The organism is Streptomyces sp. NPDC028419, from assembly GCF_055565515.1.
In genome coordinates, this window is the sequence record NZ_JBVHUE010000014.1 from 166,364 (window position 1) to 188,613 (window position 22,250).

The window sequence follows — 22,250 nt, forward strand, 5'->3', positions numbered from 1 at the left end:
CCCGGTACGTGTCAGGGCCCGGCCCCCTAGGAAGGGGGGCCGGGCCCTGGCGCGTGGACGAACGGGTCAGCGGACGAACGTGCTCGCGTGGCCGGCCAGTTCGAGGAAGTACTGGGGTGCCACGCCCAGGACCACCGTCACGGCGACGCCCACCGCGATCGTGGTCATCGTGAACATCGAGGGGACGGCGACGGTCGGGCCGTCGGCCTTCGGCTCGCTGAAGAACATCAGCACGATGACCCGGATGTAGAAGAACGCCGCGATCGCCGAGGAGATCACACCCACCACGACCAGCGCGCCCGCGCCGCCCTCCGCCGCCGCCTTGAAGACCGCGAACTTACCGGCGAAGCCGGAGGTCAGCGGGATGCCGGCGAAGGCGAGCAGGAAGACCGCGAAGACAGCCGCCGTCAGCGGGGAACGCCGGCCGAGACCCGCCCACTTGGACAGGTGCGTGGCCTCGCCGCCCGCGTCGCGCACCAGCGTGACCACGGCGAAGGCGCCGATCGTCACGAAGGAGTACGCCGCCAGGTAGAAGAGGACGGAGGAGACGCCCTCCTTCGACGTGGCGATCACACCGGCCAGGATGAAGCCCGCGTGCGCGATCGAGGAGTAGGCCAGCAGCCGCTTCACGTCGGTCTGGGTGATCGCGATGACCGCGCCCGCCAGCATCGTGACGATCGCGACGCCCCACATCACCGGGCGCCAGTCCCAGCGCAGGCCCGGCAGGACCACGTACAGCAGGCGCAGCAGCGCGCCGAAGGCCGCGACCTTCGTCGCCGCCGCCATGAAGCCGGTGACCGGGGTCGGGGCGCCCTGGTAGACGTCCGGGGTCCACATGTGGAAGGGGACCGCGCCGACCTTGAAGAGCAGGCCCATCAGGATCAGCGCGCCGCCGATCAGCAGCAGCGCGTCGTTGCCCATGGTCCCCGCGAGGGCCGGGTCGATCTTCTGGACGGTGCCGTCCACCACGTCCGCGATGACGGAGTACGAGACGGAGCCCGCGTAGCCGTACAGGAGCGCGATGCCGAAGAGGAGGAAGGCGGAGGAGAAGGCGCCCAGCAGGAAGTACTTGACCGCGGCCTCCTGCGACATCAGCCGCTGGCGGCGGGCGAGGGCGCAGAGCAGGTAGAGCGGGAGGGAGAAGACCTCCAGCGCCACGAAGAGGGTCAGCAGGTCGTCGGCGGCCGGGAAGATCAGCATCCCGGAGACCGCGAACAGCATCAGCGGGAAGACCTCGGTGGTGGCGAAACCGGCCTTGACCGCGGCCCGTTCGCTGTCGCTGCCCGGGACGGACGCCGCCTGGGCGGCGAAGGAGTCCACCCGGTTGCCGTGCACCTCCGGGTCCAGGCGCCGCTCGGCGAAGGTGAAGACGGCGACGACGGAGGCCAGCAGGATGGTGCCCTGCAGGAACAGCGCCGGTCCGTCGACGGCGATGGCGCCCATCGCGGCGACGTGCGCCTTGGTGGTGCCGTAGCCGCCGGCGGCGAGGCCGACCACGGCCGCGAAGGCCGAGGCCAGTGCGGCGGCGGTGACGAACACCTGGACGGCGTACCGGGCCCGGCGCGGTACGAACGCCTCGACGAGGACGCCGATCAGCGCGGCGCCCAGCACGATCAGCGTGGGCGAGAGCTGGGCGTACTCGATGTGCGGGGCCGGGATCTTGTCGATCGGATCGGCGGCCAGGGCCCACAGGCCCACGGCGGTCGTGCTCACTTGGCGGCCTCCACGCTCTGTACCGGCACGGTGGGCTTGGGGTCCTGCTGCTTCACGTCGGACATGGTGTGCTTCACCGCCGGGTTGACGATCTCGGTCAGCGGCTTCGGGTAGACGCCGAGCCCGATCAGCAGGGCGATCAGCGGGGCGACCACCAGGACCTCCCGCAGGCGCAGGTCCGGCATCGAGCGGACCTCCTCCTTGAGCGGGCCGGTCATGGTGCGCTGGTAGAGGACCAGCGTGTAGAGCGCGGCCAGCACGATGCCGAAGGTGGCGATGATGCCGACGACCGGGTAGCGGGCGAAGGTGCCCACCAGGACCAGGAACTCGCTGACGAAGGGCGCGAGGCCCGGCAGCGAGAGGGTGGCCAGGCCGCCGATCAGGAAGGTCCCGGCGAGCACCGGGGCCACCTTCTGCACGCCGCCGTAGTCGGCGATGAGCCGGGAGCCGCGGCGCGAGATCAGGAAGCCGGCCACCAGCATCAACGCCGCCGTCGACAGGCCGTGGTTGACCATGTAGAGGGTGGCGCCGGACTGGCCCTGGGAGGTCATCGCGAAGATGCCCAGGATGATGAAGCCGAAGTGCGAGATCGAGGCGTAGGCGACCAGGCGCTTGATGTCCCGCTGGCCGACCGCGAGCAGCGCGCCGTAGACGATGCTGATCAGGGCCAGGACCAGGACGACCGGGGTGGCCCACTTGCTGGCCTCGGGGAAGAGACCGAGGCAGAAGCGGAGCATCGCGAAGGTGCCGACCTTGTCGACCACCGCGGTGATCAGGACGGCGACCGGGGCGGTGGCCTCGCCCATCGCGTTGGGCAGCCAGGTGTGCAGCGGCCACAGCGGGGCCTTCACCGCGAAGGCGAAGAAGAAGCCGAGGAACAGCAGGCGTTCGGTGCCCTGGGACATGTCCAGGGTGCCGGCGGCCCGGGCGGCGATGATCTCCTGGAGGGAGAAGTTGCCCGCGACCACGTACAGCCCGACGACCGCGGCCAGCATGATGAGGCCGCCGGCGAGGTTGTAGAGGAGGAACTTGACCGCCGCGTACGAGCGCTGCGCGGCCGCGTTCTCGTCGGACCCCGAGTGCGCCCGGTCCCCGAAGCCGCCGATGAGGAAGTACATCGGGATCAGCATGGCTTCGAAGAAGATGTAGAAGAGGAAGACGTCGGTGGCCTCGAAGGAGATGATCACCATCGCCTCGACCAGCAGGATCAGGGCGAAGAAGCCCTGGGTCGGCCGCCAGCGCGATGAATGCGTCTCCAGGGGGTCGGCGTCGTGCCAGCCCGCCGCGATCACGAACGGGATCAGCAGCGCGGTGAGCGCGATCAGCGCCACCCCGATGCCGTCCACGCCCAGTTCGTAGCGGACCCCGAAGTCCTTGATCCAGGAGTGGGATTCGGTGAGCTGGTAGCGGTCGCCGCCCGGTTCGAAGCGGACCGCGACGAGGGCGGCCAGCGCCAGTGTCGCCAGCGAGACGAGCAGCGCGAGCCACTTGGCGGCGGTCCGGCGGGCGGCCGGTACGGCCGCCGTCAGGATCGCGCCGACCGCGGGCAGCGCCGCCGTCGCCGTAAGAAGCGGGAAATTCATCTCACACCGCCCTCATCAGCAGGGTCGCGGCGATCAGGATCGCCGTGCCCCCGAACATCGAGACCGCGTAGCTGCGGGCGTAGCCGTTCTGGAGCTTGCGCAGCCGTCCCGACAGCCCGCCGACCGCGGCGGCCGTGCCGTTGACCACCCCGTCGACGAGGCTGTGGTCGACGTAGACGAGCGAGCGGGTCAGGTGCTCGCCGCCGCGCACCAGCACGACGTGGTTGAAGTCGTCCTGGAGCAGGTCCCGTCGGGCCGCCCGGGTCAGCAGCGAGCCGCGCGGGGCGACCACCGGGACGGGCTTGCGGCCGTACATCGCCCAGGCGACGCCGACACCGAGGACCAGCACCACCATGGTGGACAGGGTCACCGTCAGGGCGCTGACCGGCGGGTTGCCGTGCTCGTGCCCGGTGACCGGCTCCAGCCACTTGAGGAAGCGGTCGCCGATCCCGAAGATGCCGCCCGCGAAGACGGAGCCGAAGGCCAGCACGATCATGGGGATGGTCATCGACTTCGGGGACTCGTGCGGGTGCGGCGCGTGGCCGTCCGCGTCGGGCTGCCAGCGCTTCTCGCCGAAGAAGGTCAGCAGCATCACGCGCGTCATGTAGAACGCGGTGATCGCGGCGCCCAGCAGGGCGACGCCGCCGAGGATCCAGCCCTCGGTGCCGCCCTTCGCGAAGGCCGCCTCGATGATCTTGTCCTTGGAGAAGAAGCCCGACAGGCCCGGGAAGCCGATGATGGCGAGGTAGCCGAGGCCGAAGGTGACGAAGGTGACCGGCATGTACGTGCGCAGGGCGCCGTACTTGCGCATGTCGACCTCGTCGTTCATCCCGTGCATCACGGAACCCGCGCCGAGGAAGAGGCCCGCCTTGAAGAAGCCGTGCGTCACCAGGTGCATGATCGCGAAGACGTAGCCGATGGGGCCGAGGCCCGCGGCCAGGATCATGTAGCCGATCTGCGACATCGTCGAGCCGGCGAGGGCCTTCTTGATGTCGTCCTTCGCGCAACCGACGATCGCACCGAAGAGGAGCGTCACCGCGCCGACCACGACGACCGCGGTCTGCGCGTCCGGCGCCCCGTTGAAGATGGCGCCCGAGCGGACGATCAGGTAGACGCCGGCGGTCACCATCGTCGCCGCGTGGATCAGGGCCGAGACCGGGGTCGGGCCCTCCATCGCGTCGCCGAGCCAGGACTGGAGCGGCACCTGGGCCGACTTGCCGCAGGCGGCGAGCAGCAGCATCAGGCCGATGGCCGTCAGCTTGCCCTCGGAGGTGGAGCCGACCGCGCCCAGGACCGGGCCGAAGGCGAAGGTCCCGAAGGTGGTGAACATCAGCATGATGGCGATCGACAGGCCCATGTCGCCGACCCGGTTGACCAGGAAGGCCTTCTTCGCGGCGGTCGCCGCGCTGGGCTTGTGCTGCCAGAAGCCGATGAGCAGGTACGACGCCAGGCCGACGCCCTCCCACCCGACGTACAGCAGCAGGTAGTTGTCGGCGATGACCAGGATCAGCATCGCCGCGAGGAAGAGGTTGAGGTAGCCGAAGAAGCGGCGGCGGCGCTCGTCGTGCTCCATGTACCCGATCGAGTACACGTGGATGAGCGTGCCGACGCCGGTGATCAGCAGGACGAAGGTCATCGACAACTGGTCCAGCTGGAAGCCGAGGTCGGCCCGGAAGCCCTCCACCGGGATCCAGCTGAAGAGCCGCTGGTGCATCGCCCGGTCCTCGGCGGCGCGTCCGAGCATGTCGGCGAAGAGCGCCACGCCGATCCCGAAGGAGACGGCGGCGAGCAGGGTGCCGAGCAGGTGCCCGACCTTGTCGAGCCGGCGGCCGCCGCAGAGCAGCACCGCCGCTCCGAGCAGGGGCGCCGCCACGAGCAGCGCGATCATGTTCTCCACGGTGAGCGCCCCTTACAGCTTCATCAGGCTGGCGTCGTCGACCGAGGCCGAGTGGCGGGTACGGAACAGCGACACGATGATCGCCAGGCCCACCACGACCTCCGCGGCGGCGACCACCATCGTGAAGAAGGCGATGATCTGACCGTCCAGGTTGCCGTGCATCCGGGAGAAGGTCACGAAGGCCAGGTTGCAGGCGTTGAGCATCAGCTCCACGCACATGAACAGGACGATCGCGTTCTTGCGGATGAGCACGCCCGCCGCGCCGATGGTGAACAACAGGGCGGCGAGATAGAGGTAGTTGACGGGATTCACTTCGATGCCTCCTCACGGCCGAGCCGCTCGGACGAGGCCTGCTCCAGCGCCTTCAGGTCCTCCAGCGCCTTGCCGGACACGTCCCGGATCTGGCCCCGGGAGCGCAGGGTCTGGTTGACGGTCAGCTCGGACGGGGTGCCGTCCGGCAGCAGACCGGCGACGTCCACCGCGTTGTGCCGGGCGTAGACGCCGGGGGCGGGCAGCGGCGGGAGCTGGACGCCCTCGCGCACGCGCCGCTCGGCCAGCTCGCGCTGGGTCGCGGCGCGCTCGGTGCGCTCGCGGTGGGTGAGCACCATCGCGCCGACGGCCGCCGTGATGAGCAGCGCGCCGGTGATCTCGAAGGCGAACACGTACTTGGTGAAGATCAGCGTGGCCAGGCCCTCGACGTGGCCCGCCGAGTTGACCTTCCCCAGCCCGTTGAAGTGGGTCAGGGAGGCGTTGCGGATCCCGGCGATCAGCAGGATGCCGAAGCCGAGCCCGCACAGGAGCGCCAGCCAGCGCTGGCCCTTGAGGGTCTCCTTGAGCGAGTCCGCGGCGGTGACGCCGACGAGCATGACCACGAAGAGGAAGAGCATCATGATCGCGCCGGTGTAGACGATGACCTGGACGACGCCCAGGAAGTACGCCCCGTTGGCGAGGTAGAAGACCGCCAGGATGATCATCGTCCCGGCCAGGCACAACGCGCTGTGGACGGCCTTCTTCATCAAGATCGTGCACAGCGCGCCGATCACGGCGACGGTGCCCAGGACCCAGAACTGCACGGCCTCACCGGTCGAGGTGAGCGAGGCGGCGGCCACGGCGTTCACGCGCCCACCCCCTCGGACTCGGCGGCGCCCTCGCCCTTGGAGACGGCGACCTGGCGGACCGTGCCCGGAGCGGCCTCCGTCACCAACCCGCGGTAGTAGTCCTGGTCGTCCGTGCCCGGGAAGATCGAGTGCGGGGCCTCGACCATGCCCTCCGTGAGCCCGGCGAGCAGCTGCTCCTTGGTGTAGATGAGCGCCTCGCGGCTGGAGTCGGCCAGCTCGAACTCGTTCGTCATGGTCAGCGCCCGGGTCGGGCACGCCTCGACGCACAGCCCGCACAGGATGCAGCGGGCGTAGTTGATCTGGTAGACGCGGCCGTAGCGCTCGCCCGGGGAGTAGCGCTCCTCCTCGGTGTTGTCCGCGCCCTCCACGTAGATCGCGTCGGCGGGACAGGCCCAGGCGCACAGCTCGCACCCGATGCACTTCTCCAGACCGTCCGGGTGCCGGTTGAGCTGGTGCCGTCCGTGGAAGCGCGGGGCCGTGGTCTTGTGCTGCTCCGGGTACTGCTCGGTCAGCCGCTTCTTGAACATGGCCTTGAAGGTCACGCCGAAGCCGGCGACCGGGTTCTGCCACTTCTCGTTCTCGTCGGTGTCAGACATCCTCAGCACCCTCCTCTCGGTCACTGTCGTTGTTCGGCCCGCCACTGACGATCAGCTCCCGCTCGCTGCGGGAACGCCTGCGCGGTACGGGTGCCAGGAGCTGGCCGGGCTTCGGCGGCACGGGGAAACCGCCCGCCAGCGGATCGAAGGGCTCGGCGTCGCGCACCTCGGCCGCGGCCGCCGCCTTCCCCTTGCGGTCCCGGAAGACGTCCGCGACCAGGGACAACAGCAGGACCGCCACGACGCCCCCGCCGACGTACAGCACGATCTCCGAGAAGTCGTACCGCTCGTTGCGCAGCGCCCGTACGGTCGCCACCAGCATCAGCCAGACGACGGAGACCGGGATGAGGACCTTCCAACCGAGCTTCATCAGCTGGTCGTAGCGCACGCGCGGCAGCGTGCCGCGCAGCCAGATGAAGAAGAAGAGCAACAGCTGGACCTTCAGGACGAACCAGAGCATCGGCCACCAGCCGTGGTTCGCCCCCTCCCAGTACGTCGAGATCGGCGCCGGGGCCCGCCAGCCGCCCAGGAACAGGGTGGTCGCGACCGAGGAAACGGTGACCATGTTGACGTACTCGGCCAGCATGAAGAGCGCGAACTTGATCGACGAGTACTCGGTGTTGAAGCCGCCGACCAGGTCGCCCTCGGACTCCGGCATGTCGAAGGGGGCGCGGTTGGTCTCGCCCACCATCGTGACGACGTAGATGATGAAGGACACCGGCAGCAGCACGATGAACCAGCGGTCGCCCTGCGCCTCCACGATCTTCGAGGTCGACATCGACCCGGAGTAGAGGAAGACCGAGGCGAAGGCCGCGCCCATCGCGATCTCGTAGGAGATCATCTGCGCGCAGGAGCGCAGGCCGCCGAGCAGCGGGTACGTCGAGCCCGACGACCAGCCCGCGAGCACGATGCCGTAGATCCCGACCGAGGCCACCGCGAGCACGTACAGCATCGCGATCGGCAGGTCGGTGAGCTGCATCGTGGTGCGCTGGCCGAAGATCGAGACCTGGTTGTCGGAGGGCCCGAAGGGGATCACCGCGATGGCCATGAAGGCCGGCACCGCCGCGATGATCGGGGCCAGGATGTACACCACCTTGTCGGCCCGCTTGACGACGATGTCTTCCTTGAGCATCAGCTTGACGCCGTCGGCCAGCGACTGGAGGAAGCCCCAGGGGCCGTGCCGGTTGGGGCCGATGCGCAGCTGCATCCAGGCGACGACCTTGCGCTCCCACACGATGGAGAAGAGCACGGTCACCATCAGGAAGGCGAAGCAGAACACCGCCTTGATCAGCACCAGCCACCAGACGTCCTTGCCGAACAGCGACAGGTCCTCGGCAGCCATCTGTACGCCTTGTACGCCGTTCACGCGTCCACCTCCGAAGTGGCGTCGCCGGTCTCGGCCCGCCGGGTCGCGGGGCCGATGCGGACCAGGGCGCCCGGACGGGCACCGGTGTCCGCGAGGACGCCGGATCCGGTGGAGTTCAGCGGGAGCCACACCACCCGGTCGGGCATCCGCGTGATCCGCAGCGGCAGTTCCACCGAGCCGGCCGGTCCGGTGACGGCGAGGACGTCGCCGTTCTTGACCCCGGTCTCGGCGGCGGTGGCCGCCGACAGCCGGGCACTGGCCTCGTGCCGGGTCCCGGCCAGGGCCTCGTCGCCCTGCTGGAGCAGACCCTGGTCCAGGAGCAGCCGGTGGCCCGCCAGGACCGCCTCGCCCGCGCCCGGCCGGGGCAGCGGCGCGGTGTCCACGCCCTGCGCGCCCGCGCGGGCGCCGGCCCACGGCCCGAGCCGGTCCAGCTCCCGCCGCACGGCGTGTACGTCGGCCAGCGCGATCGGCCGGTCGGCGGCGTCGGCCAGCATGTGCAGCACGCGGGCGTCGGCCGGGGCCAGCCGGCGGGTCATCTGGTCGGGCTTCAGGGCGGCCTCGAACGGGCGCACCCGGCCCTCCCAGTTGATGAAGGCACCGGCCTTCTCCGCGACGGCCGCCACCGGCAGCACCACGTCCGCGAGATCGGTGACCTCGCTCGGCCGCAGCTCCAGGCAGACCACGAAGGCCTCCTTGAGGGCCTCGCGGGCCCGGACCGGATCCGGCAGGTCGGCGACCTCGACGCCGCCGACGAGCAGCGCGCCCAGTTCACCGCTGGCCGCGGCCTCCACGATCTGGCCCGTGTCGCGGCCGTAGCGGTGCGGGAGTTCGTCCAGCCCCCAGGCCGCGGCAACCTCCTCGCGGGCCCGCGGGTCGGTGGCCGGCCGGGCCCCCGGCAGCAGGGACGCCAGCGCCCCCGCCTCGATCGCGGCCCGCTCGCCGGCCCGGCGCGGGATCCACACCAGGGCGGCGCCGGTCGCGGTGGCCGCCCGTACGGCCGCGGTCAGCGCGCCCGGTACGGACGCGAGCCGCTCGCCGACGACGATGACCGCGCCCGGCAGCCGCAGCGCCTCGGCGGCCGCCTGACCGCCGTCCTCCAGACCGGTGCCGGAGGCGAGGGCGTCCAACCACTCGGGCTCGGTGCCGGGGGCGGCGGCCAGCAGGGTGCCGCCCGCCTTCTCCAGACCGCGCGTGGCGAAGGGCGCCAGGCCGAAGGTGCGCTGCTTGCGCGCCAGGTGGGCCTTGCGCAGCCGCAGGAAGACGCCGGGAGCCTCCTCCTCGGCCTCGATGCCGACGAGCAGGACGGCGGGCGCCGCCTCCAGCGAGGTATAGGTGACTCCGGCGCCGTCGAGGTCCTTGCCGCGGCCGGCGACCGAGGAGGCCAGGAAGTCGGTCTCCTCCGCGCTGTGCACCCGGGCCCGGAAGTCGATGTCGTTGGTGTCCAGCACCACCCGCGCGAACTTGGCGTAGGCGTAGGCGTCCTCGACGGTCAGCCGACCGCCGGTGAGCACCCCCGCCCGGCCGCGCGCCGCGGCCAGCCCGGCGGCCGCGGCCGCCAGCGCCTCGGGCCAGCTCGCCGGGGCGAGCACCCCGTCGCTACCGCGCACCAGCGGGGTGGTCAGCCGGTCGGGACGCTGCGCGTAGCGGAAGCCGAAGCGGCCCTTGTCGCACACCCACTCCTCGTTGACCTCGGGGTCCTCGGCCGCCAGACGGCGCAGCACCTTGCCGCGGCGGTGGTCGGTGCGGGTCGCGCAACCGCCCGCGCAGTGCTCGCACACGCTCGGGGAGGAGACCAGGTCGAAGGGGCGCGAGCGGAAGCGGTAGGCGGCGGAGGTGAGCGCGCCGACCGGGCAGATCTGGATGGTGTTGCCGGAGAAGTACGACTCGAAGGGGTCGCCCTCGCCGGTGCCGACCTGCTGGAGCGCGCCGCGCTCCAACAGCTCGATCATCGGGTCCCCGGCGATCTGGTTCGAGAAGCGGGTGCAGCGCGCGCACAGCACGCAGCGCTCACGGTCCAGCAGCACCTGGGTGGAGATCGGGACCGGCTTCTCGTAGGTGCGCTTCTGTCCCTCGAAGCGGGATTCGGCGTTGCCGTGCGACATCGCCTGGTTCTGCAGCGGGCACTCGCCGCCCTTGTCGCAGACCGGGCAGTCCAGCGGGTGGTTGATGAGCAGCAGCTCCATCACCCCGCGCTGGGCCTTGTCCGCGACCGGCGAGGTCTGCTGCGTCTTGACGACCATGCCGTCGGTGCAGGTGATGGTGCAGGAGGCCATCGGCTTGCGCTGGCCCTCCACCTCGACGATGCACTGGCGGCAGGCACCGGCCGGGGCGAGCAGCGGGTGGTCGCAGAACCGGGGGATCTCGACGCCGATCTGCTCGGCGGCACGGATGACCAGGGTCCCCTTGGGCACCGACAGTTCGACGCCGTCGATGGTCAGGGACACCAGGTCCGCGGGCGGCTTCACTGCCTCGCCGCCACCGGCGGGAGCATTACTGGTGACGGTCACGCGTTCACCTCCGTGTCAGCCCAGAGGGTCGACTTCTTGGGGTCGAAGGGGCAGCCCTTGCCCGTGATGTGCTGCTCGTACTCCGCGCGGAAGTACTTCAGCGAGGAGAAGATGGGGCTGGCCGCGCCGTCGCCGAGCGCGCAGAACGACTTGCCGTTGATGTTGTCGGCGATGTCGTTCAGCTTGTCGAGGTCGGACATGACGCCCTTGCCCGCCTCGATGTCGCGCAGCAACTGGACGAGCCAGTAGGTGCCCTCGCGGCACGGGGTGCACTTGCCGCAGGACTCGTGCGCGTAGAACTCGGTCCAGCGGGTGACCGCGCGGACCACGCAGGTCGTCTCGTCGAAGCACTGGAGGGCCTTGGTGCCCAGCATGGAACCGGCCGCGCCGACGCCCTCGTAGTCCAGGGGCACGTCCAGGTGCTCCTCGGTGAACATCGGGGTCGAGGAGCCGCCGGGGGTCCAGAACTTCAACCGGTGCCCCGGGCGGATGCCGCCGCTCATGTCGAGGAGCTGGCGCAGGGTGATGCCGAGGGGGGCCTCGTACTGGCCGGGTCCCACGACGTGCCCGCTGAGCGAGTACAGCGTGAAGCCGGGGGACTTCTCGGTCCCCATCGACTTGAACCAGTCCTTGCCCCGGTTCAGGATCGCGGGAACGGACGCGATGGACTCGACGTTGTTCACCACGGTGGGGCACGCGTAGAGCCCCTCGACCGCGGGGAAGGGGGGACGCAGCCTGGGCTGACCACGCCGGCCTTCGAGCGAGTCGAGGAGCGCGGTCTCCTCACCACAGATGTACGCGCCCGCGCCCGCGTGGACCGTCAGTTCCAGGTCCAGGCCGCTGCCGAGGACGTCCTTGCCGAGGTAGCCCGCCGCGTACGCCTCCCGCACGGCCTCGTGCAGGCGGCGCAGTACGGGGACGGTCTCGCCGCGCAGGTAGATGAAGGCGTGCTGCGAGCGGATCGCGTAACAGGCGATCACGATGCCCTCGATGAGGGAGTGCGGATTGGCGAAGAGCAGCGGGATGTCCTTGCAGGTCCCCGGCTCCGACTCGTCCGCGTTCACGACCAGGTAGTGCGGCTTGCCGTCGCCCTGCGGAATGAACTGCCACTTCATCCCGGTCGGGAAGCCGGCGCCGCCGCGACCGCGCAGCCCCGAGTCCTTCACGTAGGCGATCAGGTCGTCCGGGGTCATCGCGAGCGCCTTGCGCAGGCCCTCGTAGCCGTCGTGGCGCCGGTAGGTCTCCAGCGTCCACGAGTTCGGCTCGTCCCAGAAGGCGGAGAGCACGGGCGCCAGCAGCTTCTCCGGGCTGGTGCCGTTCTCGTTCAGTTCGGTGGTCACCGTCATCACTCCCCCTCCTCGGCGCTCGCCTCGGCGCGCGGGCCGACGACCTTGCCGCTCTGGTGCGGGACCTCGCCGCGCGCGATCCGCAGCCCGATCAGCGAGGCGGGACCCGCGCCGCCGCTCGCCTCGACGGCGCCGGGGCGCTCGTCCGGGAAGCCGGCCAGGATCCGGGCCGTCTCCTTGTACGTGCACAGCGGCGCGCCCCGGGTCGGCCGCACCGGGCGGCCCGCGAGCAGGTCGTCGACCAGGGCCTTCGCGGACTCGGGGGTCTGGTTGTCGAAGAACTCCCAATTGACCATCACCACGGGGGCGAAGTCGCAGGCCGCGTTGCACTCGATGTGCTCCAGCGTCACCTTGCCGTCATCGGTGGTCTCGTTGTTGCCGACGCCCAGGTGCTGCTTCAGCTCGTCGAAGATGGCGTCGCCGCCCATGACCGCGCACAGCGTGTTCGTACAGACGCCCACCTGGTAGTCGCCCGAGGGCTTGCGCCGGTACATCGTGTAGAAGGTGGCGACGGCGGTGACCTCGGCGGTGGTCAGGCCCAGCATCTCGGCGCAGAACCGGATCGCGGTGCGCGAGACGTACCCCTCCTCGGACTGCGTGAGGTGCAGCAGCGGCAGCAGCGCGGAGCGGCTGTCGGGGTAGCGGGCGATGACCTCCTGCGCGTCCGCCGCGAGCCGGGCGTGCACCTCGGCCGGGTAGTCGGGGGCCGGCAGTTGGGGCATCCCCAGGGAGAGGGGGGACTGGGGGGTGTCCCCTCCAGAAAGCGCGGTGGTCATCGGTCGACGCCTCCCATCACGGGGTCGATGGAGGCGACGGCCACGATGACGTCGGCGACCTGGCCGCCCTCGCACATCGCCGCCATGGCCTGCAGGTTGGTGAAGGACGGGTCGCGGAAGTGGACCCGGTAGGGGCGGGTGCCGCCGTCGGAGACGAGGTGGACGCCCAGTTCGCCCTTGGGGGACTCGACGGCCGCGTACGCCTGGCCGGCCGGTACCCGGAAGCCCTCGGTCACCAGCTTGAAGTGGTGGATGAGGGCCTCCATGGAGGTGCCCATGATGTTCTTGATGTGGTCGAGGGAGTTGCCGAGGCCGTCCGGTCCCATCGCGAGCTGCGCGGGCCAGGCGATCTTCTTGTCGGCGACCATGACCGGCCCGGGCTCCAGCCGGTCCAGGCACTGCTCGACGATCCGCAGCGACTGCCGCATCTCTTCGAGGCGGATCAGGAACCGGCCGTAGGAGTCGCAGGACTCGGTGGTCGGTACGTCGAACTCGTACTCCTCGTACCCGCAGTAGGGGTCCGTCTTGCGCAGGTCGTGCGGCAGACCCGCCGAGCGCAGGACGGGGCCGGTGGCGCCGAGCGCCATGCAGCCGGTGAGGTCGAGGTAGCCGACGTCCTGCATGCGCGCCTTGAAGATGGGGTTGCCGGTGGCGAGCTTGTCGTACTCCGGCAGGTTCTTCTTCATGGTCTTCACGAAGTCGCGCAGCTGGTCCACCGCGCCCGGGGGCAGGTCCTGGGCGAGGCCGCCGGGGCGGATGAACGCGTGGTTCATGCGCAGACCGGTGATCAGCTCGAAGAGGTCGAGGATCAGCTCGCGGTCCCGGAAGCCGTAGATCATGATCGTGGTCGCGCCCAGCTCCATGCCGCCGGTGGCGATGCACACCAGGTGCGAGGAGAGCCGGTTCAGCTCCATCAGCAGGACGCGGAGGGTGGTGGCGCGGTCGGGGATCTGGTCCGTGATGCCGAGGAGCTTCTCGACGCCCAGGCAGTACGCCGTCTCGTTGAAGAACGGCGTCAGGTAGTCCATCCGCGTCACGAAGGTGGTGCCCTGCGTCCAGTTGCGGAATTCGAGGTTCTTCTCGATCCCGGTGTGCAGGTAGCCGATTCCGCAGCGGGCCTCGGTGACCGTCTCGCCGTCGATCTCCAGGATCAGCCGCAGCACGCCGTGCGTGGACGGGTGCTGGGGACCCATGTTGACGATGATCCGCTCGTCGTCGGCGCGGGCGGCCGACTGCACGACCTCGTCCCAGTCGCCGCCGGTGACGGTGTAGACGGTGCCCTCGGTGGTCTCGCGGGAGGAGGCGTGGGACGTCTCGGGTGAAGTGGACATCAGCTGTACGACCTCCGCTGGTCGGGAGCCGGGATCTGGGCGCCCTTGTACTCGACGGCGATGCCGCCGAGCGGGTAGTCCTTGCGCTGCGGGAAGCCCTGCCAGTCGTCCGGCATCATGATCCGGGTGAGGGCCGGGTGCCCGTCGAAGACCAGGCCGAAGAAGTCGTACGTCTCGCGCTCGTGCCAGTCGTTGGTCGGATAGACCGACACCAGCGACGGGAGGTGCGGATCGCGGTCCGGGACCGACACCTCCAGCCGCAGCACCCGACCGTGGGTGAGCGAGCGCAGGTGGTAGACGGCGTGCAGCTCGCGGCCCTTGTCCTCCGGGAAGTGGACGCCGGAGACCCCGGTGCACAGCTCGAAGCGCAGGGCCGGGTCGTCGCGCAGGGTGGAGGCCACCGTGACGAGGTGCTCGCGCGCGATGTGGAAGGTGAGTTCGCCGCGGTCCACGACCGTCTTCTCGATGGCGTTCTCCGGCACCAGGTCCTGCTCCTCCAGGGCGCCTTCGAGCTCGTCCGCGACCTCGTCGAAGTACGAGCCGTACGGTCGGCCGGTGGCGCCCGGGAAGGCCACGGTGCGCACGAGGCCGCCGTAGCCACTGGTGTCGGCGCCCTTGGTGGCCCCGAACATGCCCTTGCGGACGCCGATGACCTCGCCCGCGGCGTCGCCGCGGGGCGCGGGAACGTTCCCGTTCCCCTCCGGCCCTTCGTGCGCGCGGCCCTTGGTCGCGTCGTTCGTCGCGCTCACCGGAGCAGACCCTTCATCTCAATGGTGGGGAGCGCCTTGAGGGCCGCCTCCTCCGCCTCGCGGGCCGCCTCCCGCTGGTTCACACCGAGCTTGGAACCCTGGATCTTCTGGTGGAGCTTGAGGATCGCGTCCATCAGCATCTCGGGGCGGGGCGGGCAACCGGGCAGATAGATGTCCACGGGGACGATGTGGTCGACGCCCTGGACAATTGCATAGTTATTGAACATTCCACCCGATGATGCGCAAACCCCCATGGAGATGACCCATTTGGGAGAAGGCATCTGGTCGTACACCTGCCGCAGTACGGGCGCCATCTTCTGGCTCACCCGGCCGGCCACGATCATCAGGTCGGCCTGGCGCGGCGAACCACGGAAGACCTCCATGCCGAAGCGGGCCAGGTCGTACCGGCCCGCTCCGGTGGTCATCATCTCGATGGCGCAGCAGGCGAGGCCGAACGTGGCCGGGAAGACGGATGACTTGCGCACCCAGCCCGCGGCCTGTTCGACGGTGGTCAGCAGGAAGCCGCTCGGCAGCTTCTCTTCCAGTCCCATGGAGAATTCAGCCCCTCAGTCCCATTCCAGGCCGCCCCGCCGCCATACGTACGCGTAGGCGACGAAGACGGTGAGCACGAAGAGCAGCATCTCGACGAGCCCGAAGATCCCCAGGGAGTCGAAGGTGACGGCCCAGGGGTAGAGGAAGACAACCTCGATGTCGAAGACGATGAAGAGCATCGCCGTCAGGTAGTACTTGATCGGGAAGCGACCACCGCCGGCCGGAACCGGGGTCGGTTCGATCCCGCATTCATAGGCGTCAAGCTTTGCCCGGTTGTACCGCTTTGGGCCGATCAGCGTGGCCATGACCACGGAGAAGATCGCAAACCCTGCGCCGAGGGCGCCGAGCACGAGGATGGGCGCGTACGCATTCACGCTCCTCGCTCCTTCCAGTCGTCCTTGACCGTTGGACCGCTGCACCGGCGCGCTGTACCGCCTCGCGAAGATCACGCACTCAATCGAACGCTCGCATGTGAGGCAGTTCACAAGCCGGACTGGTGCGCATCTTATGCCCGGCGGTCTGTGATCTGCGACACGGGTAACAACAACGAGTTTGTGATCTCCACCACCTGACGAACGATCATGAAGTCCGATGAGTGGTGATCTTCGTACGCGAAGCATCCACATGATCACCAAAGGTGACATCCGGGCCCGTCGCCGCAGGTGGAAGGGGTGTCGCCCTATCAAATGCTGCGCACTGCACGCAAATTGGCGGAGCGTCGGCGTGGGTGATAAAGGGAAGCCGTGTAGCCCGCCCGGGGGACCCCCCGAGGACGGGGGTGGACGCGTGCTTTCGTTCACGAACTTCACGGACGCATCACAGGTGGGTCACAACGCCCGCATCGCGTGACGGTTCTGTGACCTGCGCCACACTGGAATTCCCCCGCCGGAAAGGGGGCTTGGCCATCTGGTCCAGTGGATGGTAGCCACCTGGCCAATTCGGACTTTTTACAGAAACCCCATGATCACAGGCTTGCGGCCGCATGTCCGGTTCGCCCGTTACGGCGTCAATAAGGCCCGCGACGCGCCCGGTTAAACCTCATCCGAAGCAACTGTGGCGCAGACCACGTTTCTTGAAGCGACCCACAACCCCCTGATACCGGTTGTCCCTATGTCCCACACCGCTCACATACCCAGCCACCGGAAGCCGCGCCGTAGCGCCTCGAAGCTCGCGGTCCGCGCCGGAGTTGCCGGTGGCGTTCTCAGCACGCTGGCGATGGCCGGCACGGCGAGCGCGTCCCCCGCCGCCGAACCCGCCACCGAGACCACCCTCGAGATGCCGGTCCTCAACATGGACCTCGGCTCCCAGGTGTCCTCCGCCGTCATCAAGGCCGCGGACAACACCCGGGCGCAGGCCCTCGTGGGCGAGCTGAACGCCCAGGAGGAGACCGCCCGTACGGGCGCCGCCGCCGAGGCCAAGCTCGCCAAGGCCGACGCCCAGGCCAAGGCCGACGCGGAGAAGAAGGCCACCGACGAGGCCAAGCGCCAGGCCGACGCCGACCGCGCCAACCGCGGCGACGGTCGCACGCAGCTCGCGAGCGCCAAGGGCTCCTCCGGCTCGTCCGCCGGCTCCTCGGCCTCCGACGACGACTCCGGCGTCCGCGCCCCGGCCACCGGCTCCGCCGCGGCCATCATCAACTTCGCCCGCAACCAGGTCGGCAAGGCGTACGTCCTGGGCGGCACCGGCCCGTCCTCCTTCGACTGCTCCGGTCTCGTGCAGGCCGCGTACCGCCAGGCGAACATCTCCCTGCCGCGCATGTCGCAGGACCAGTCCTCCGAGGGCACGTCCGTCTCGCTGAGCAACCTCCAGCCGGGCGACGTCCTGTACTGGGGCAGCCGCGGCAGCGCCTACCACGTCGCCATCTACTCCGGCGGCGGCAAGTTCATCGGTGCGCAGAACTCCGGCACCGGCATCGTCGAGCGCTCGCTGAGCTACGACCCGCCCACGGGCGCCGTCCGCATCCTCTGATCCCAGCCGGATCGAGGCCGCCGGAGGCCGGTACTCCCCCGCTCGGGGGGCGAGTACCGGCCCTCGCGCACCGTCCTGCCACCGCGCCGCCGCGCACGAGGGCCGCCCACGGCCCTGTACGCGACCGCCGCACCCCCGGGGGACTTCCCACCCCACGCACGCGCCCTGACGGCCCCACAGGCCCCAGGGCCGCTTCGGCGACCCCGCGCGGCGAACCGCCCCGGAACCGGCGGCTCCGATGCACGCCCCCGAGCCCTACCATCGTGGGCAGGAGGTGGCCGGATTGAACACGCACCACGACGCGCACCACAGCGAGCCCGACGGACCGCGCGAGCGGCACGGGCGCGGCGGGCAGTACGACCGCGCGTCCGTCCCCGACGCGACGGCGCTCGCGGCCGCCGCCGGCCTCGGCCTCCTCGCCCTCGGCGGCTGGCTGCTGACCACCACGCGCCCCTGGACCCGCCCCGACGGCCCCGCCGTCCTGGCCCTGTACTGGGGTTCCTCACTGGCCGTCCTGCTGTGCGGGCTGGTGCTGATCCGCCGCGGCGTCCACGCCGTTCACGGATCCGACGCCGCGGCGCTGGACGACGTACCCACCGGGAACGGCGCCGTCGCGTCCTTCCCGCAGCTCGCCCCGCCGGACCCGCCGGCGTAACCGAGGAGTTCAGTGAACCGTCGCGCGTCCTGCGTCTTACTCTGCGCCGTCATCGCCACCGCGGGCCTCACCGCGTGCGGCAGCGATCAGGACGGCGCACTGCCCCCGGCCCGGACGGGGCCCGCCGCGACGCCCGTGGTCACGCCCTCGCCCCCGCCGGAACCAGACAAGGGCGACAAGTCGGCCGATCCCAGGGCGAAGACGCCCCCGCCGTTGCCGGACGCGGAGACCGAGGCCAAGTACCTCGCGGCCCTGACGGCCATCGACGCGGACATCGTCCACAACAAACCCGACAAGGCCGTCGAACACGGCCGCAGCCTGTGCCAGACGATCGCGCGCTCCCCCGGCGACCTCAAACGCCAGGACGACATCGCGGCCGTGCGCTTCACCTCCCCCGCCCACCCACACGGCTTCGGCCCCACCACGGCCCCCCGCATCCGCGCCACGGTCCACACCCACCTCTGCCCGACGTACTGACACCGATCCGCCCGTCGCGGCGCGGCGACGGGCGGATCGGGGGGCGCTACGGGCGGGTCGTGGGCTCAGGCCTTCGGGGCCACCTTGCTCAGGCCGTTGATGATGCGGTCCATCGCGTCGCCGCCCTGGGGGTCGGTCAGGTTCGCCAGCATCTTGAGCGTGAAGCGCATCAGCACCGGGTGGGTGAGGCCGCGCTGGGCGGCGATCTTCATCACCTTCGGGTTGCCGATCAGCTTCACGAAGGCGCGGCCCAGCGTGTAGTAGCCGCCGTAGGTCTCCTTGAGGACCTTCGGGTAGCTGTGCAGCGCCAGTTCGCGCTGGGCCGGGGTGGCGCGGGCGTGGGCCTGGACGATGACCTCGGCCGCGATCTGGCCCGATTCCATCGCGTAGGCGATGCCCTCGCCGTTGAACGGATTGACCAGCCCGCCCGCGTCGCCCACCAGCAGCAGGCCCTTGGTGTAGTGCGGCTGCCGGTTGAAGGCCATCGGCAGGGCCGCGCCGCGGATCGGCTGCGTCATGTTCTCCGGGGTGTAGCCCCAGTCGGCGGGCATCGACGCGCACCACGCCTTCAGCACCTCGCGCCAGTCCAGCTCCTTGAAGGCGGAGGAGGAGTTGAGGATGCCGAGGCCGACGTTGGACGTGCCGTCGCCCATGCCGAAGATCCAGCCGTAGCCGGGCAGGAGGCGGTCCTGGGCGCCGCGCCGGTCCCACAGCTCCAACCACGACTCCAGGTAGTCGTCGTCGTGGCGCGGGGAGGTGAAGTACGTGCGGACGGCGACGCCCATCGGGCGGTCCTCGCGCCGGTGCAGGCCCATCGCCAGGGACAGCCGGGAGGAGTTTCCGTCGGCCGCGACCACCAGCGGGGCGCGGAAGGTGACGGAGTTCTTCTCCTCACCGAGCTTCGCGTGCACGCCCGTGATGTGCCCGGTACGGGCGTCGCGGATCGGCTCGCCGACGTTGCAGCGCTCGTACAGGCGGGCGCCGGCCTTCTGGGCCTGCCGGGCGAGGGTCTCGTCGAAGTCGTCGCGCTTGCGCACGAGTCCGTAGTCCGGGAAGGAGGCCAGCTCGGGCCAGTCCAGCTGGAGCCGCTGCCCGCCGCCGATGATCCGCAGGCCCTTGTTGCGCAGCCAGCCGGCCTCTTCGGAGACGTCGATGCCCATCGCCACGAGCTGCTTGGTCGCGCGCGGGGTCAGGCCGTCGCCGCACACCTTCTCGCGCGGGAACGCCGTCTTCTCCAGGAGCAGGACGTCGAGTCCGGCCTTGGCGAGGTAGTAGGCGGTGGTGGAGCCGGCGGGCCCGGCCCCGACGACGATCACATCCGCGGAGTGTTCGGAGAGGGGCTCGGTCACTGCGGGATCTCCCGAAGGCTCGATAAGGGGTGCCGAACGGCACGAGACATGTGCAGTCTAAGCAGCGAGAGAGATCACGATCCGAAGGGCTGCCCACGATGACCGTCTCGCCGACCCGGCCACTGCCCGATGTACAGCTGCGCGTGCCCACCGATGAGGACGCGCACGCCTGGCACCGGGTGTTCGGCCATCCCGATGTCATGGAGTTCCTGGGCGGTCCCGCCGAGCTCTCCGTGTACGAGGAGTTCACCGCCCGCCAGCGGATGCACGACGCCCGGCACGGCTTCTGCCTGTGGACCCTCGTGGACCCGGACGGCGCCGTCATGGGCTTCACCGGCGCCCAGCCGTGGCCCAAGCCCTGGGGGCCGCCCCTGGGGGAGATCGAGATCGGCTGGCGGCTCGGCCGCGAGTTCTGGGGCAAGGGGTACGCCTACGCCGCCGCGCTCGCCACCGTCGAACGGGTCCGGGCCGCGGGCGTCCCGCACGTCATGGCGATGATCGACTCCCGCAACACGCGGTCGATCGCGGTCGCGGAACGGATCGGGATGGACCTGGCCGAGGAGTTCACCTCTCCGAGTGGCAACCCGGGCCGCAAGTACACCCTCGACTTCCGCGGGACGGCGTAGTCGGGCCGCCTCAGAAGACCGAAAGGCCGGTCAACGTCGTGAACCGGTCCAGGGCCGCCACGCCCGCCACCGAGTTGCCCTGGGCGTCCAGCCCGGGGCTCCACACGGCGAGCGTGCACAGGCCCGGGACGACCGCGACGATGCCGCCGCCGACCCCGCTCTTGCCGGGCAGGCCGACGCGGTAGGCGAACTCTCCCGCCGCGTCGTACGTTCCGCACGTCAGCATCACCGCGTTGACCTGCTTGGCCTCGCTGCGGGTCAACAGTCGCGAGCCGTCGGCGCGCAGCCCGTGCCGGGCCAGGAAGCGGGCGGCGAGCGCCAGGTCGGCGCAGGTCAGCTCGATCGAGCACTGCCAGAAGTAGTGGTCGAGGAGGGCGGGGACCGGATTGTCGAGGTTCCCGTACGAGGCCATGAAGTGGGCCAGCGCCGCGTTGCGGTCGCCGTTCTCCTGCTCCGAGGTGGCCACCTCGGCGTCGAAGGCGACGTCCGGGTTGCCGCTCTCCTCCTGGAGGAACTTCAGGAGTTCGCTGCTCGCGTCACCGGTGAGGGTCTGGAGCCGGTCGGTGACGACGAGGGCGCCCGCGTTGATGAACGGATTGCGCGGAATGCCGTTCTCGTACTCCAGCTGCACCAGCGAGTTGAAGGGATTGCCGGAGGGCTCGCGCCCGACCCGCTCCCAGAGGCTGTCGCCGCCCTCCGCGAGGGCGAGGGCGAGCGCGAACACCTTGGTGATGGACTGCGCCGAGAACGCCGTCCGCCAGTCGCCGACCCCGTGGACCTTCCCGTCGAGGTCGGCGATCGCCATGCCGAACTGCCGCGGCTCCACGGACGCCAGCGCCGGTATGTACTCGGCGGGCGTCCCGCTGCCGACGAGCGGGGCGATGTCCGCCTCGATCTGCTCCAGCAGCTCCTGGTAGTCCACGGCCCGTTCCCTAGCCCTTGGTGCCGCGGTGCAGCGCCACGATGCCACCGCTGAGGTCGCGCCAGGCGACCTTGCCCCAGCCGGCCTTCTGCAGCAGCTGGGCCAGCGCGGGCTGGTCCGGCCACTCGCGGATGGACTCGGCGAGGTAGACGTAGGCGTCGGGGTTGGAGGACACCGCGCGGGCCACCGGCGGCAGGGCGCGCATCAGGTACTCGGTGTAGACGGTCCGGAAGGGGGCCCAGGTCGGCTGCGAGAACTCGCAGATGACGACCTGTCCGCCGGGCTTGGTGACCCGGTACATCTCGCGCAGGGCGCCCTCGGTGTCCTGCACGTTGCGCAGCCCGAAGGAGATCGTCACGCTGTCGAAGACGTCGTCCTTGAACGGCAGCTTCGTCGCGTCGCCCGCCGTCAGCGGCAGCCAGGGGTTGCGCTTCTTGCCCTCGCGGAGCATGCCGAGGGAGAAGTCGCAGGGGACGACGTACGCACCGGTCGCGGCGAAGGGCAGCGAGGAGGTCGCGGTGCCGGCGGCCAGGTCGAGCACCTTCTGGGCGGGACGCGCGTCGACCGCCTTGGCGACCTCCTTGCGCCACAGCCGGGCCTGCCCGAGGGAGAGGACGTCGTTCGTGAGGTCGTAGTTGGCCGCCACTCCGTCGAACATGGAGGCGACTTCGTGCGGCTGCTTGTCCAGGGATGCGCGGGTCACTGGTTGGCCTCGCAGA

The 22,250-nt window shown here is 70.2% G+C and carries 21 protein-coding genes; 4 read left to right on the forward strand and 17 right to left on the reverse strand.

Features of this window, described 5'->3' with window-relative positions; all coding sequences use genetic code 11:
• Positions 1-66 precede the first annotated feature (66 nt).
• The 14 genes from nuoN to ACZ4UB_RS18610 are packed head-to-tail and all read right to left on the reverse strand — an operon-like array spanning position 67 to position 15,908.
• The gene (gene nuoN / locus ACZ4UB_RS18545) at positions 67-1,713 is read right to left on the reverse strand and encodes an NADH-quinone oxidoreductase subunit NuoN (RefSeq protein ID WP_467956200.1); all 1,647 of its coding nucleotides are present in this window, start codon (positions 1,711-1,713) and stop codon (positions 67-69) included.
• Positions 1,710-3,296, reverse strand: a complete 1,587-nt coding sequence (locus tag ACZ4UB_RS18550) for an NADH-quinone oxidoreductase subunit M (RefSeq protein ID WP_468071364.1) — start codon at positions 3,294-3,296, stop codon at positions 1,710-1,712. The genes nuoN and ACZ4UB_RS18550 overlap by 4 nt, the downstream gene beginning before the upstream one ends.
• Before the next feature lies 1 nt (position 3,297).
• On the reverse strand, positions 3,298-5,193 hold the full coding sequence (nuoL, locus tag ACZ4UB_RS18555) for an NADH-quinone oxidoreductase subunit L (protein ID WP_468071366.1): 1,896 nt from the start codon (positions 5,191-5,193) through the stop codon (positions 3,298-3,300).
• A 12-nt stretch (positions 5,194-5,205) separates the two neighbouring features.
• On the reverse strand, positions 5,206-5,505 hold the full coding sequence (gene nuoK, locus ACZ4UB_RS18560) for an NADH-quinone oxidoreductase subunit NuoK (RefSeq protein ID WP_007265827.1): 300 nt from the start codon (positions 5,503-5,505) through the stop codon (positions 5,206-5,208).
• Positions 5,502-6,311: an NADH-quinone oxidoreductase subunit J gene (locus ACZ4UB_RS18565; RefSeq protein WP_385774756.1), complete on the reverse strand. Its 810-nt coding sequence runs from the start codon at positions 6,309-6,311 to the stop codon at positions 5,502-5,504. The genes nuoK and ACZ4UB_RS18565 overlap by 4 nt, the downstream gene beginning before the upstream one ends.
• The gene (gene nuoI, locus ACZ4UB_RS18570) at positions 6,308-6,907 is read right to left on the reverse strand and encodes an NADH-quinone oxidoreductase subunit NuoI (protein ID WP_468071369.1); all 600 of its coding nucleotides are present in this window, start codon (positions 6,905-6,907) and stop codon (positions 6,308-6,310) included. The genes ACZ4UB_RS18565 and nuoI overlap by 4 nt, the downstream gene beginning before the upstream one ends.
• Positions 6,900-8,249, reverse strand: coding sequence for an NADH-quinone oxidoreductase subunit NuoH (gene nuoH, locus ACZ4UB_RS18575; RefSeq protein WP_468071416.1), 1,350 nt, complete (start codon positions 8,247-8,249; stop codon positions 6,900-6,902). Before nuoH ends, nuoI begins: the two co-directional genes overlap by 8 nt.
• A 20-nt stretch (positions 8,250-8,269) precedes the next feature.
• Positions 8,270-10,780, reverse strand: coding sequence for an NADH-quinone oxidoreductase subunit G (locus tag ACZ4UB_RS18580; RefSeq protein WP_468071371.1), 2,511 nt, complete (start codon positions 10,778-10,780; stop codon positions 8,270-8,272).
• The gene (gene nuoF, locus ACZ4UB_RS18585) at positions 10,777-12,126 is read right to left on the reverse strand and encodes an NADH-quinone oxidoreductase subunit NuoF (RefSeq protein ID WP_354382690.1); all 1,350 of its coding nucleotides are present in this window, start codon (positions 12,124-12,126) and stop codon (positions 10,777-10,779) included. The genes ACZ4UB_RS18580 and nuoF overlap by 4 nt, the downstream gene beginning before the upstream one ends.
• On the reverse strand, positions 12,126-12,848 hold the full coding sequence (nuoE, locus tag ACZ4UB_RS18590) for an NADH-quinone oxidoreductase subunit NuoE (RefSeq protein WP_468071419.1): 723 nt from the start codon (positions 12,846-12,848) through the stop codon (positions 12,126-12,128). Before nuoE ends, nuoF begins: the two co-directional genes overlap by 1 nt.
• Before the next feature lie 50 nt (positions 12,849-12,898).
• Positions 12,899-14,233, reverse strand: coding sequence for an NADH-quinone oxidoreductase subunit D (locus ACZ4UB_RS18595; RefSeq protein ID WP_468071373.1), 1,335 nt, complete (start codon positions 14,231-14,233; stop codon positions 12,899-12,901).
• Positions 14,233-14,982 (reverse strand): NADH-quinone oxidoreductase subunit C, encoded by a 750-nt coding sequence (locus ACZ4UB_RS18600; protein ID WP_354382688.1) that lies wholly within the window; start codon positions 14,980-14,982, stop codon positions 14,233-14,235. The genes ACZ4UB_RS18595 and ACZ4UB_RS18600 overlap by 1 nt, the downstream gene beginning before the upstream one ends.
• Positions 14,979-15,533, reverse strand: coding sequence for a NuoB/complex I 20 kDa subunit family protein (locus ACZ4UB_RS18605; RefSeq protein ID WP_283452260.1), 555 nt, complete (start codon positions 15,531-15,533; stop codon positions 14,979-14,981). Before ACZ4UB_RS18605 ends, ACZ4UB_RS18600 begins: the two co-directional genes overlap by 4 nt.
• A gap of 15 nt (positions 15,534-15,548) precedes the next feature.
• Positions 15,549-15,908 (reverse strand): NADH-quinone oxidoreductase subunit A, encoded by a 360-nt coding sequence (locus ACZ4UB_RS18610; protein WP_283452259.1) that lies wholly within the window; start codon positions 15,906-15,908, stop codon positions 15,549-15,551.
• A gap of 736 nt (positions 15,909-16,644) precedes the next feature.
• On the opposite strand from ACZ4UB_RS18610, the gene ACZ4UB_RS18615 reads away from it, so the two are divergent.
• From ACZ4UB_RS18615 to ACZ4UB_RS18625, 3 genes are all read left to right on the forward strand, one after another.
• The gene (locus tag ACZ4UB_RS18615) at positions 16,645-17,502 is read left to right on the forward strand and encodes a C40 family peptidase (protein WP_468071376.1); all 858 of its coding nucleotides are present in this window, start codon (positions 16,645-16,647) and stop codon (positions 17,500-17,502) included.
• A gap of 283 nt (positions 17,503-17,785) precedes the next feature.
• Positions 17,786-18,157 carry a hypothetical protein gene (locus tag ACZ4UB_RS18620; protein WP_468071378.1) on the forward strand — a complete coding sequence of 124 codons (372 nt, stop codon included), beginning with the start codon at positions 17,786-17,788 and terminating at the stop codon, positions 18,155-18,157.
• A 12-nt stretch (positions 18,158-18,169) separates the two neighbouring features.
• Positions 18,170-18,634 carry a hypothetical protein gene (locus tag ACZ4UB_RS18625; protein WP_468071380.1) on the forward strand — a complete coding sequence of 155 codons (465 nt, stop codon included), beginning with the start codon at positions 18,170-18,172 and terminating at the stop codon, positions 18,632-18,634.
• Between the two features lie 65 nt (positions 18,635-18,699).
• Here the strand turns inward: ACZ4UB_RS18625 and ACZ4UB_RS18630 are convergent, their stop codons facing one another.
• A complete protein-coding gene (locus tag ACZ4UB_RS18630; RefSeq protein WP_354382683.1) occupies positions 18,700-19,983 on the reverse strand; it encodes a geranylgeranyl reductase family protein in 1,284 nt (427 codons plus the stop codon).
• 98 nt (positions 19,984-20,081) lie between these two features.
• Between ACZ4UB_RS18630 and ACZ4UB_RS18635 the strand changes: the two genes are divergently transcribed.
• Complete coding sequence (locus ACZ4UB_RS18635; RefSeq protein WP_354382682.1) at positions 20,082-20,609, forward strand: GNAT family N-acetyltransferase; 528 nt, start codon at positions 20,082-20,084, stop codon at positions 20,607-20,609.
• Between the two features lie 10 nt (positions 20,610-20,619).
• Here ACZ4UB_RS18635 and ACZ4UB_RS18640 read toward each other — a convergent pair whose 3' ends face one another.
• Together ACZ4UB_RS18640 and ACZ4UB_RS18645 are read right to left on the reverse strand one after the other, a co-directional pair.
• Positions 20,620-21,531, reverse strand: coding sequence for a glutaminase (locus tag ACZ4UB_RS18640; protein ID WP_468071382.1), 912 nt, complete (start codon positions 21,529-21,531; stop codon positions 20,620-20,622).
• Positions 21,532-21,541: 10 nt separating this feature from the next.
• Positions 21,542-22,234, reverse strand: a complete 693-nt coding sequence (locus ACZ4UB_RS18645; RefSeq protein ID WP_468071384.1) for a demethylmenaquinone methyltransferase — start codon at positions 22,232-22,234, stop codon at positions 21,542-21,544.
• Between the last annotated feature and the right edge of the window lie 16 nt (positions 22,235-22,250).